The sequence below is a fragment of the Pandoraea horticolens genome (genome assembly GCF_902459555.1).
Lineage (GTDB): Bacteria > Pseudomonadota > Gammaproteobacteria > Burkholderiales > Burkholderiaceae > Pandoraea > Pandoraea horticolens.
The window spans coordinates 430546-443380 of the sequence record NZ_CABPSM010000002.1 but is presented as its reverse complement, the minus strand read 5'-3'; the positions used below and the strand labels follow the sequence as shown (position 1 = coordinate 443380).

Here is a 12835-nt window from a genome sequence, read left to right as displayed (position 1 = left end):
ACGTGACACGACTTACAGCGCGTGTTCGCTGTTGGTTGCGACCTGTGCCGTCGGCGTCGTGCCCGCCGTGCGCTGCGGCGTAGCGCCGCCGCCGTCGAGCAGCCACTTGCGAACACGCGTGGCATCGGCGAAGCGCGAATACTTGCCGGTCGAATCGAGCAGAATCATGATCACCGGACGGCCTTCGACATTGGCTTGCATCACGAGGCATTGACCTGCTTCATTGATATAGCCCGTCTTCTGCAGACCGATTTCCCAGCCCGGATGACCGATCAGGTGATTCGTGCTGACATAGTGCAATTCACGGCGGCCGGTATTGACGTCGTAATTGGTATCCGTCGAGAAACGACGAATCATCGGGTACTGATAAGCGGCCTTGACCATCTTCACGAGATCACGCGCACTCGACACGTTCTGGCTCGACAACCCCGTCGGATCGTTGAAGTGTGTGTCGTTCATGCCGAGTTGCTTGGCCTTGCGATTCATCGCCGCCAGGAACGCGGGACGGCCCCCCGGGAAGTAGCGAGACAGCGCAGCCGCCGCACGATTCTCCGACGACATCAGTGCAATGTGCAGCATGTCTTCACGCGACAGGTGCGAACCCACCGACAGGCGCGAACCTGTGCCCTTTTCGTAATCGCGATCTTCGTCCGTCACTTCCATGACGTCGGCCATCGGGATACCGGCGTCGAGCGACACCATCGCCGTCATCAGCTTCGAGATCGAGGCGATCGGCAGCACCGCTTGCGAGTTCTTGTCGAACAGCGACTCGCCGGTGCGCTCGTCAATCACGTAAGCCACCGAAGAACGCAACGCGAGAGTGTCAGGCGTTTCGTGCAGACCGAACGCACGGCCCGTCGACAGACGCTCCGGTGTCTGCGGCGTAAAGTTGACAGTGCGATACGACGTCACGACCCGGCGCTTGCCGTTTTTGTAGACGACGCGTTTGACGGCGACACGCTTGGCAGCAGAGTCGTCGTCGACGGTGGCCAGCTTACGCGCCTTGCCGCCCGCCTTCACGCTCTTGGTATCGCGAGCGGCGGTCGTGGCGACGGCACCTTTGGCGCCGGTTTTGGAAGCGGCGACGGATTTCGTCGCTTTGGGATTGGCACATGCGCGCTTCTGGGCAGCAGTCTTGGCCGTCTTCGGCGAGCATTCGCTCGTCTTACCAGCGGCGTAAGTGACTGCCGGGGCACCGGCGGCGAGCGAAATCGCCACGACGGCAGCCCCCCAGAAGCGGGAGCGGCACAGACGCGCAAGAGTCGTGATCGCGTACATAAATTGGGGGTAGCGTGAGGTTGGCAGACAACGAGGTTGTGAGAAGTTTAGTAACTTCCGAAAAAATAAGCAATATGAATGACTTAGCTGAAATACTTAAACCGGCATCTGGCAGTTTTGTGCAACGCAACGCAAAAAACCACATGATCGCCAAAAATTGCCAAATTACGCCAACTCTTTGAGAGCCATCAGTTCAAGAAATGCGCCCACTCATTCAGAGGCGCACGCTCGGTGACGAGCCGGTTTTCGATCGCCTCCGGATCTGCGTAACCCAACGCCATACCGCACACGACCATCCGGCTCTCGGGCAATCGCAGTTCCGCCGAAATGACCTGATGGAACGTAGCAAACGCCGCCTGCGGACAGGTATCGAGCCCTCGTGCCCGCGCCGCGACCATCACGCTTTGCAGGAACATGCCGTAGTCCAGCCAACTGCCCTGCTCCAGATGCCGATCGATCGTAAAGATCAAACCCACCGGCGCATCGAAGAACGTGAAGTTACGTGCGTGCTGCCCGTGCATGCGCTCCTTGTCGGCACGTCCGATGCCCAGCAGGCTATACAGATCCCATCCCACCTTGCGACGACGCGCCTGATAAGGCTCACTCCACTCACGCGGGTAGTAGGCGTACTCCTCCTGGTGCATCAATCGCTGGGCCGGGTCGTTAAACGCGTCCAACAGCCGCGTCGTGAGCGACTTCAACGCCTCACCGGACAGCACATAGGTCTGCCACGGCTGGATGTTGCTGCCCGACGGCGCACGCGACGCAACCGAAAGAATGTCCTCCACGGTAGCTTGCGGCACTGGCGTTGGCAGGTAGGCTCGAATCGAACGCCGGCTGCGAATCGCCTCGTCAACATATTCCACGCGCCGCGTGGCGTTATCGTTGACAGCCGGGCGATGGGTACTTTCCCCAACCATGGGTTGCATGGGCAGGCCGGATGTTGCTGCGCTGTCGCTTTGCGATGGCTGCGCAGCTTGCGCACGCGGGGGTTCTTGTTTCATAGACTTTTGCTCGCGCCAAGTAGTGAAAGGAAAGGGAAATGGCGTCCGGCTCAAGACGCTGACGCGACAGGCGCCGCCCGCCGCTCGATCACAAGCGCGACACCAAGGGCCGCAACGACCATCCCAGCCGCGCTCAGCGGTGACAGCATCTCGCCAAACAGCAGCCAGGCCATGACGGCGGTGGTCGGTGGTGTCAGATACATAAGGCTGGAAACCTTGGTCGCGGCACCATGCCGGATCAGCAGAAACAGCAAAGAAATTGCACCGATCGACAACGCCAGCACCGACCATGCGAGCGCGCCGAACATTTCGACGTTCCAACGCACTTGCATGGTTTCAAGCGCCCCCGCCGCAGGCAGCGTCACGACGAAAGCAGCGCCGAACTGCACGAGCGTACCGACGCGCAAATCGAAATGCGCACAGAAACGTTTTTGATAGAGTGTGCCGGCCGTAATTGCGAACAGGCTCAGCACACACAAAGCCACCGGCCCCACGCCGATGCCGCGAACACCGACCTTGTTGGCAACGACGAGCCCAACGCCGGCAAATCCACACAGCAGCCCGAGCCATTGGCGTCGCGAGACCGGCTCACCGACCACACGTGCGAAAAGCGCCGTCAGCAATGGCTGGATACCGACGATCAGCGCCGCCAGTCCCGCCGGCGCGCCCTGTTTGATCGCGGCCCATACGCCGCCAAGATACACCGCCTGAATCAGGATGCCGGACACGGCGAGATGCGCAATGAGCGGCCAGTCGATGCGCCCGGCGCTGCCGCCCGCGCGTCGCATGGGCCAAGGTGTGCCCGTCAGCAACGCGACGGGCAGCATGACCAGCAGCGTGCCGCCGAAGCGTAACGCCAGAAACGTCAGCGGTTCGGCATTCGGCATGCCGTATTTGGCGACGATAAAGCCCGTGCTCCAGATCAGCACGAACCACCACGGCATGGTCGCGCTCCAGATGCTTAGCCGTGCGTTGCTCGCCGTTGCGCGACCCTTGGCCGAATGCGAGGGGGGCCGTGCGGCCGTTTGACGCTCGCTCATACAAGAACGCCGTCCGCCTGCGTGCGGAAGACACGGCGGCTCGCGCGCTGGAATTGGCTGGCGAGTCGGATCGTGGCGAAATGCGCGGCGACCGTCTGCCCGATGTCCCGGCCATAGCCACCAGCCATCGCGATAGCAACCGGCAACCCCCGCTCGGCGCACGCCGTCAATACACGACGGTCGCGCGCGAGCAACCCATCGGGCGTCAGGGCCAGCCTGCCGAGCCGGTCGTTTTCCAATGGATCGGCCCCCGCGAGATAAATCACGAGAGACGGCGTGAACTGCGCGAAAAGATCGGTCAGCGCATGACCGAGCGCGACGAGATATTCATCGTCGCCGCAGCCGTCCGGCAGCGCCACATCGAGGTCGCCGTTCGCCTTATGAAACGGATAATTGTGTTCGCCGTGCAGCGACAACGTGAAGACGCTAGGGTCGCGCTCGAAAATGGCTGCGGTGCCGTTGCCCTGATGCACATCGAGATCGATGACCGCGACGCGCGTATGGGGGTCGAGTTCGGCCTGCATCGTGCGGGCGGCGACGGCAACATCGTTGAACACACAGAACCCTTCCCCGCGATCGGCGGACGCATGATGGGTGCCGCCAGCGAGATTCACGGCCACGCCATCGGAGAGCGCGGCACGGCAGGCAGCCACTGTCGCCCCGGCAGACCGGCGCGAGCGCTCGACCATCTGCGGCGACCACGGGAATCCGATATCGCGCTGCTCTTTCGGATTCAACTCACCGGCACTCACGCGCGCCACGTACTCCCTCGAATGGGCTCGACCCAGCATCGCGTCGTCTGCGGGCAATGCCTCGGTCAGCACGACTTCCGGCAGCTCACCGGCAACGCGTTCGCGCAGACGGGAATACTTCTCCATGGGAAACCGGTGCCCCGGCGGCAATGGCAGGACGAAATGGTCGCTGTAAAACGCTTGCATCGACGCGAGTGGCCGGCGGGTGCGGCGCGCAAAAAGGCGTTGAAGGATATCGGCACCGGCGGACAGGGCACGCTCCCTTCGAAAGGGGACCAATCTTGCATGCGTTACCATCCCGCCGGTGCCGGAACCCGTTGATAGTACCATCGCCGTGCATGGTGCGCCGGGCGCCAAAACAGTGCAAAGCCGCACCAATCAAGGCTCTCCCCGAGGGTGCGAAAACGTCGCCGCGACGCAGTGTCACTCGCCATTCATGGGATCCCAAGCTTTTGATTTTGTAAGCTTTTGTTGAATTGGTGCGGCGCACAAAAAAGACTTGACACTGCCAAGAATATCTCTACACTTGCAATTGTGCGATGCACAAAAGAGAATGCATCGATTTGAGAGGCCCCAACCGTGTTTTCACCGACATAAGGTGAGAACCAACCAGCGAACACGGAGTGGGTCGATATGTTGTGTATGACACCATAGGAGAACGCCATGTCGTTTCTGACCCCCGAGCAACTCGCTGCCGCCCATAAAGCTAACCTCGAAGCCCTGTTTGGCCTGACCAACAAAGCCTTCGAAGGCGTTGAAAAGCTGGTCGAGCTGAACCTGCAAGCCGTCAAGGCATCGCTGGCCGAATCCGCTTCGACCGCGCAGAAGGCTTTCGCTGTGAAGGACGCGCAAGAGTTGCTCGCTCTGCAAGCCAACCTCGTCCAGCCGGCTGCCGAAAAGGCACTCGCGTACGGCCGCCACCTGTATGAAATCGCTTCGTCGACGCAAGCTGAAGTGACCAAGGTGGCTGAAGCCCAACTGGCTGAAGGCTCGCATAATGTCCAAGCGCTGTTCGACAACCTGGCCAAGAACGCCCCGGCCGGTTCCGAGTCGGCGGTTGCACTCGCCAAGTCGGCGCTGTCGGCTGCCAATAGCGCTTTCGACAGCGTGCAGAAGGCGACCAAGCAAGCCGTGGAGATCGCCGAGACGAACTTCGCTGCTGCGACCAACGTTGCATCGAAGGCTGCCGCTCAGGCTTCGCGCGCTACCAGCGCCAAGAAGTAATCGATAGCGCTTTCATAGCGCTGTCACGAGGGACGCTTGAAAATCTGTCGCTGTGCCTCAAAGTGATACAGCGACACCCAGTTGTCTCCTCGGTACTGTAAGTACCTTTCAAACCCGGCCCGCGCCGGGTTTTCTTTTTTTGGGCAGCCGGTTTGACATCCCCACTCCCGTGCCCTTCCCACCGCGACGAGGTCGATCGAACGTCAGTCGCGACGCGTGCGGCAGGCGCTCGCGCCAGACGTTTAGCCGCCAACACCCACACATAAAAAAACGCCATCCCTAAACGGGATGGCGGCGTTCTTCCGGCAGATGCCATGACAGCCGAACGGAGCGCTTGAGGACGTCCGCCACCGCATCGGCCTTCGACGCTTGCATCGCAAATGCGTGATACTCGATGCCAAGCGTCGATGCCGACGCGAGTCACTTTTTGCGCGCTGGCGGTACGTCGGTGCAAACTCCTTCGTAGATCTCCGCTGCCATGCCGATCGATTCGGCCAGCGTCGGGTGCGGGTGAATTGTCTTGCCGATGTCGACGGCGTCTGCCCCCATCTCGACGGCCAGGCACAGCTCCCCAATCAGATCGCCCGCATGCGTGCCCACAATCGCGCCGCCAACGATGCGATGCGTCTCTTCGTCGAACAAGAGCTTCGTGAAGCCCTCATCGCGGCCATTGGCAATGGCGCGGCCTGATGCTGCCCACGGGAACACGGCCTTGCCGTACTTCACGCCTTCCGCTTTCAGTTGGTCCTCGGTCTTGCCGGCCCAAGCCACTTCCGGATCGGTATAGGCTACCGACGGAATCTGGATGGCATCGAAGTATGCCTTCTCGCCTGTGGCTGCTTCGGCCGCCACATGCGCTTCGTGCACTGCTTTATGAGCAAGCATCGGCTGCCCCACGATGTCGCCGATCGCGAAGATATTCGGCACATTCGTGCGCATCTGCTTGTCGACGGAGATGAAGCCGCGATCGCCCACCGACACGCCAGCATTCTCGGCACCGATTTTCTTGCCGTTCGGACTGCGGCCCACGGCGACCAGCACGAGGTCGTAGCGCTGCGGCTCAGCCGGTGCAGCTTCACCCTCGAACTTCACATAGATGCCATCGGGCTTGGCCTCGGCACCCACCGTCTTGGTCTTGAGCATGACGCCACCGAAGCGCTTCGCGTTCATCTTCTCCCAGACCTTGACCAGGTCGCGGTCAGCACCTTGCATCAGGCCATCGAGCATTTCCACAACATCGATCTCAGTACCCAGGGCGCTATAGACCGTCGCCATTTCCAGACCGATGATGCCCCCGCCGATCACCAGCATCTTCTTCGGCAATTGGCGCAACTCGAGCGCGCCGGTCGAATCGACGATGCGCGGATCTTCCGGCAGGAACGGCAACTTCACCGCCTGCGAACCTGCAGCAATAATCGCCTGCGCGAACTTCACCGTGCGCTTGCTGCCGTCTTCAGCCACGACTTCCATATGGTTCGGGTCGAGGAACTTACCTACCCCGCGCACGACTTCCACCTTGCGCATCTTAGCCATACCGGCCAGACCGCCCGTGAGCTTCCCGACAACGCTTTCCTTATAGGCGCGCAGCTTGTCGAGATCGACTTCGGGCTTTCCGAACGAGATACCGTGATGACCCAGCGATTGCGCTTCTTCGAGGACGGCTGCCGTGTGGAGTAGCGCCTTCGACGGGATGCAACCTACGTTCAGACACACACCACCGAGCGTTGCATAGCGTTCGACGAGCACTGTCTTGCGGCCCAGGTCAGCGCTACGGAACGCGGCCGAGTAACCTCCCGGACCGGCGCCCAGCACGAGCACGTCGCATTCGGTGTCTGCGCCGCCACTATGCTTGGCAGCGGCCGGCGCAGGAGCGGTGGGCGCGGCCGCAGGCGCAGCGGGCGCTGTCGGGGCGGGCGCAGCCGCCGGGGCCGCAACCTTGGCACCCGCATCATCGGCTTCGATCAGCGCGATCAGTGTGCCCTGGCTGGCTTTGTCGCCCACCTTGATCTTCACTTCCTTGACCGTGCCCGACACTTCGGACGGCACTTCCATGGAGGCCTTGTCGGATTCCAACGTAATGAGCGACGCTTCCTTGGCGATCTTGTCGCCCGGCTTGATCATCACTTCGATGACGTCCACGCCCTCTGCGCCGATGTCCGGCACCTTGACTTCGATGAGACTCATGCGGGGTCTCCCTGTCGCATTTATGACTTGATGGTGGTATCGATCGGAAACGCATGCACCTGAAACGGGCCGGCGGAACTCTTGTCGAACTCCGCCCCCGCCTTCACGCCCGCTTCGGCGATGGCGCTAGCGCTCAGATCCTGGTCGTAGAGGGCATACATGGCACCGAGCGCGAAGTTGCGCCCCGAACCGATCCCCCAGAACCGATCGAAAACAAACACTTCCCGGTAGGAATAGACCCCGTAAATGCCAGTCGGATTCGCGATCACGCTGGTGATCTGCGACGACTCGTACGGATCGTCCTCCTCTTCCTTCGTGTTGAGGAAATACTCTTCCTTGAGCTTCTGATGGACGCGACAGAACGTGCGGAACACTTCGTCACGAGAGTGCAGACGGCACTCGTCTGCCATGCCAGAAAGAATGGCGCGCATGACCGGAAAGTGCGCGGTCGTGCCGGCCAGTCCGACATAGGAATCGCCCACGAGAAAAACCTTCCGATTCTCCTCGTACGATTGCGAGAGTCTTGTGTCGCCGAACGTCACGAGCGAATCGGCAGCAATGGCGATCTCGCCTGCCTTCTTGACGACTACCACGGTGGTCATGATGCCCCTCCCCGTCCAGATCCTGAAGCTATCCGCGCGCGCCGCCGGTTTGCGCTTATGCGCCACCGGCGGCGGCCGCCTGTTACAGCATTGCGCGACGGAAGTCCTGCAACAGTTGGCCCAGGTAGGCGTTAAAGCGTGCGGCTTCGGCGCCGTCGATCACGCGGTGATCGTAGGACAACGACAGCGGCAGCGTCAGTTGCGGCAGGAACTGCTGCTTGCGCTCGTCCCACACCGGCTTCTGATACGAACGCGACAAGCCCAGAATCGCCACTTCCGGCGCGTTGATGATCGGCGTGAAGGTCGTGCCCCCGATACCGCCGAGCGACGAGATCGAGAAGCAACCGCCCTGCATTTGATCCGGCTTGAGCTTGCCTTCGCGAGCGAGCTTGGCCAGTTCCGAGGTCTCACGTGCGATCTCGAACACCCCCTTCTTGTCGGCATCGCGAACGACGGGCACAACGAGACCGTTGGGTGTGTCCGCCGCGAAGCCGATATGGAAGTACTGCTTGAAGACGAGGTTGTCGCCGTCAAGGCTCGCGTTGAACGTCGGGAACTTCTTCAGGGCCAGGACGCAGGCCTTGATAACGAAGGCAAGCATCGTCACCTTGACGCCGGCCTTTTCGTTTTCCTTGTTCAACTGCACGCGGAAGGCTTCGAGTTCGCCGATATCCGCTTCGTCGTTGTTCGTGACGTGCGGGATCATGACCCAGTTGCGATGCAGGTTCGCGCCCGAAATCTTCTTGATACGCGAAAGTGCCTTCGGCTCGACCGGACCGAACTTCGAGAAGTCGACCTTCGGCCACGGCAGAAGATTCAGCTCGCCTCCCCCTGCCGACGCTGCACCCGCAGCCGCCGGACGGTTGCCCGAGAGTGCGCTCTTGACGAAGTTGCGCACATCGTCAACGACCACGCGGCCCTTCGGACCCGTGCCCTTCACTTGCGTAATGTCCACACCCAGTTCACGGGCGAACTTGCGCACCGATGGGCTGGCGTGGCTGATCGGCTGATTGCCTGCTGCGGCAGCAACCGCCGGCCCGGCGGCAGGCGCCGGAGCAGCGGCGGGAGCCGGCGCTACCGGTGCTGCGCTCTGGGCAGCCGGAGCGGAGGCGGGTGCCGGTGCTGCGGCCTTGGCCGGAGCCGCCGCGGCAGCACCTTCGAGCACAACGATCAACGTGCCTTCCGACACCTTGTCGCCAACCTTGATCTTCAGTTCCTTGACGACACCTGCTGCCGGGCTCGGCACGTCCATCGATGCCTTGTCGGATTCCAGCGTGACCAGCGATTGCTCGGTCGTCACGGTGTCCCCTACCTTGACCAACACGTCGATCACGGGCACATCGTCGTAACCACCAATGTCCGGCACCTTCACGTCGATCATGCTCGTACCGCCGCTGGCGGCCGGTGCCGGTGCAGCGGCTTGCGGGGCAGGTGCCGGCGCGGGGGCGGCGGCACCGTTTGCCTGTACGGCCGAGCCGTTCGCTGTCTCGAGCGTCAGAATCAGCGACCCCTCGGATACTTCATCGCCGACCTTCAAGCTCAACGCTTTGATGGTACCGGCGGCCGGGCTGGGCACGTCCATGGTGGCCTTGTCCGACTCCAGCGTGATCAGGGCCTGCTCGGCATCGATCTTGTCGCCCGCCTTGACCAGCACGTCGATGACGGGCAAGTCCTTGAAGTCACCGATATCCGGGACTTTCACTTCGATCACTTGACTCATTTTCCACAGTCTCCTCGAGGCTGCGCTTGACGTGCGGCGTGTGCCCGCCTGCCGCCCAAGGGCGGCTGACGGTCGCACACACCGCGCGAAGCGGCCTTTAGACGGTCATCGGGTTGGGTTTGTTCGGATCCAGGTTGTACTTAGCAATCGCTTCGGCAACCTTACTCGCCGGCAGCGTGCCTTCGTCGGCCAGCGCCTTGAGGGCAGCGACCGTGACCCAGTTACGATCCACCTCGAAGAAGTGACGCAGCTTCTCACGCGTATCCGAACGGCCATAGCCGTCGGTGCCAAGCACCACGTAACGACCACGGACGAACGGACGAATCTGGTCAGCGTACGTACGGATGTAGTCGGTCGATGCGATGACCGGACCACGGGTGTCGTTCAGGCACTTCTCGACATGCGTCAGACGCGCCGTCTCGGTCGGGTGCAGCAGATTGTAGCGCGCGACATCGTTGCCTTCGCGGGCCAGCTCGGTAAAGCTCGGGCAGCTCCACAGATCCGATTCGACCCCCCAATCGTTCTTGAGCATTTCGGCAGCGGCGATCACCTCGTTGAAGATCGTGCCCGAACCCAGCAGTTGCACGCGCGGCGCCTTGCTGTTGTCCGCACTGCGACGGAACGCGTACATCCCCTTCAGGATGTCCTGCTCCACGCCTTCCGGCATGGCCGGATGCGCGTAGTTTTCGTTCATCACGGTCAGGTAGTAGTACACGTCTTCCTGATCCTGCACCATGCGGCGCAAGCCGTCCTGAACGATCACGGCGAGTTCGTACGCGAACGTCGGATCGTACGGCAGACAGTTCGGGATCGACGACGCCCACAGCAGCGAGTGTCCGTCTTCGTGCTGCAAACCTTCACCGTTCAGGGTCGTACGACCGGCCGTGCCGCCCACGAGGAAGCCGCGAGCGCGCATGTCGCCAGCCGCCCAGGCCAGATCCCCAATGCGCTGGAAGCCGAACATCGAATAGAAGATGTAGAACGGGATCATCGTCTCGCCGTGCGTCGAGTACGACGTTGCGGCAGCGATCCAGTCGCACATACCGCCGGCTTCGTTGATGCCTTCCTGCAGAATCTGACCGCTTTCGGATTCGCGGTAGAACATCAGTTGATCCTGATCCTGCGGGATGTAACGCTGACCTACCTGACTCCAGATACCAATCTGGCGGAACAGGCCTTCCATACCGAAGGTGCGCGACTCGTCCGGCACGATCGGCACAATACGCTGCCCCAGCGCCTTGTCCTTGAGCAGCACGTTGAGAATGCGCACGAACGCCATCGTCGTCGAAATCTCACGGCCTTCTGCCGTCGCCTTGAGCAGTGCATCGAATGCACTCAGCGCAGGCACCGGCAGCGAAGCGGCCTTGGTGCGGCGCTGCGGCAGGTAGCCACCCAGCTCCATGCGGCGAGCGCGCATGTACTCCAGTTCCTTCGAGCCTTCCTCGAACTTCAGGTACGGCACCTCGGCAATCTGATCGTCCGAAATTGGCAGCTTGAACTGGTCGCGGAACTTCATGAGCGACTCGACCGGCATCTTCTTTTGCTGGTGGGTGATGTTCATGGCCTGGCCGGCTTCGCCCATGCCATAACCCTTGATGGTCTTGGCCAGAATAACGGTCGGTTGCCCCTTGTGTTGCGTAGCCGACTGATACGCTGCATAGATCTTGTGCGGATCGTGACCACCGCGGTTCAGCGCCCAGATGTCCTCATCGGACCAATCGGCGACCATCGCCTTGAGTTCTGGCGTGTTGAAGAAGTGCTCGCGCACGTAGGCACCATCCTTCGACTTGTACGTCTGATACTCGCCGTCCACACACTCCATCATGCGCGTCATCAACAGGCCCTTCTTGTCGCGGGCCAGCAGCGAATCCCAGCGGCTGCCCCAGATGACCTTGATGACGTTCCAGCCGGCGCCACGGAATTCCGACTCGAGTTCCTGGATGATCTTGCCGTTACCGCGCACCGGGCCATCGAGGCGCTGCAGGTTACAGTTGATCACGAACACGAGGTTATCGAGCTGCTCGCGACCGGCCATGCCGATGGCGCCCAGCGACTCCGGCTCGTCCGTCTCGCCATCGCCAAGGAATGCCCAGACCTTGCGGCCGTCGGTCTTCACGATGTTGCGCGACTCGATGTACTTCATGAAACGAGCCTGGTAGATCGCCATGATCGGGCCCAGTCCCATCGACACCGTCGGGAATTGCCAGAAGTCCGGCATCAGCCACGGGTGCGGGTACGACGACAGACCGCCGCCGTCCACTTCCTGACGGAAGTTCTCGAGCTGGGTCATTTCCAGACGGCCCAACAGGAACGCACGGCTGTACACACCCGGCGACGAGTGACCCTGCACGAAGACCAGATCGCCACCGTGCTTGTCGGACGGGGCGTGCCAGAAGTGGTTGAAACCGACGTCATAAAGCGTTGCCGCCGAGGCGAACGAAGCGATGTGGCCGCCGACGTTCGTGTCCTTCCCGGCACGCAGCACCATCGCGATCGCATTCCAGCGGGTGTACGAGCGGATCTTGTGCTCGACATCTTGATCGCCCGGAATACGGGCCTGCTGGTCGACGGGGATGGTGTTGATATAGGGGGTGTTGGCCGAGAACGGGTGATGTTCGCCATTGATACGAGCGAATTCGATCAGTTTCTCAAGCAGGTAGTGGGCACGTTCCGGGCCCTCAGCAGCCAGCACGCCTTCGAGCGAGGCCAGCCATTCTTGCGTTTCTTGGGGATCAGCGTCCGCAGGGGATACGATTTTCAGGGCTTCTTCAGGTACGGCGGACATGGTGTCTCCTTGTCTGTCGTTAGCGGGTTGGCGTAACGGTCGATACCCGCTTCATGGACGGGCCCACCGGCTTTTTTACCGGGGCATTGTACGAAGGATATTCCTGCCTTCGCAAGCGAAATTTCAGATTACGATAGCAAATTTCATAATACGGAATTCTGTTGCGGTGCACATAAAATCAAAGAGTTGCTGGCACTATCACACCACGATTTGAAAGCGTACCGATCGGTCTCAGTTGCACTTTGC

The 12835-nt window shown here is 61.2% G+C and carries 9 protein-coding genes; 1 reads left to right on the top strand and 8 read right to left on the bottom strand.

Annotated elements, in window-relative coordinates; translation table 11 throughout:
• Positions 1–12: 12 nt before the first annotated feature.
• The 4 genes from pbpG to PHO31112_RS05835 form a co-directional block, all read right to left on the bottom strand.
• On the bottom strand, positions 13–1278 hold the full coding sequence (pbpG, locus tag PHO31112_RS05850) for a D-alanyl-D-alanine endopeptidase (protein WP_150619622.1): 1266 nt from the start codon (positions 1276–1278) through the stop codon (positions 13–15).
• Between the two features lie 188 nt (positions 1279–1466).
• Positions 1467–2198, bottom strand: a complete 732-nt coding sequence (locus PHO31112_RS05845; RefSeq protein WP_150619786.1) for a nitroreductase — start codon at positions 2196–2198, stop codon at positions 1467–1469.
• Positions 2199–2332: 134 nt separating this feature from the next.
• Complete coding sequence (locus tag PHO31112_RS05840; protein WP_150619621.1) at positions 2333–3322, bottom strand: DMT family transporter; 990 nt, start codon at positions 3320–3322, stop codon at positions 2333–2335.
• Entirely contained in the window at positions 3319–4260 is a 942-nt protein-coding gene (locus tag PHO31112_RS05835) for a histone deacetylase family protein (protein ID WP_150619620.1), read from the bottom strand. The genes PHO31112_RS05840 and PHO31112_RS05835 overlap by 4 nt, the downstream gene beginning before the upstream one ends.
• 477 nt (positions 4261–4737) lie before the next feature.
• On the opposite strand from PHO31112_RS05835, the gene PHO31112_RS05830 reads away from it, so the two are divergent.
• Positions 4738–5298, top strand: coding sequence for a phasin family protein (locus PHO31112_RS05830; protein ID WP_150619619.1), 561 nt, complete (start codon positions 4738–4740; stop codon positions 5296–5298).
• 420 nt (positions 5299–5718) lie between these two features.
• Here the strand turns inward: PHO31112_RS05830 and lpdA are convergent, their stop codons facing one another.
• The 4 genes from lpdA to aceE form a co-directional block, all read right to left on the bottom strand.
• Positions 5719–7482 (bottom strand): dihydrolipoyl dehydrogenase, encoded by a 1764-nt coding sequence (gene lpdA, locus PHO31112_RS05825; protein ID WP_150619618.1) that lies wholly within the window; start codon positions 7480–7482, stop codon positions 5719–5721.
• 20 nt (positions 7483–7502) lie between these two features.
• Positions 7503–8084, bottom strand: coding sequence for an Ntn hydrolase family protein (locus PHO31112_RS05820; RefSeq protein ID WP_010807268.1), 582 nt, complete (start codon positions 8082–8084; stop codon positions 7503–7505).
• 82 nt (positions 8085–8166) lie between these two features.
• Positions 8167–9804, bottom strand: coding sequence for a dihydrolipoyllysine-residue acetyltransferase (gene aceF / locus PHO31112_RS05815; protein WP_150619617.1), 1638 nt, complete (start codon positions 9802–9804; stop codon positions 8167–8169).
• Between the two features lie 97 nt (positions 9805–9901).
• A complete protein-coding gene (aceE, locus tag PHO31112_RS05810; RefSeq protein ID WP_150619616.1) occupies positions 9902–12589 on the bottom strand; it encodes a pyruvate dehydrogenase (acetyl-transferring), homodimeric type in 2688 nt (895 codons plus the stop codon).
• Positions 12590–12835: the final 246 nt, after the last annotated feature.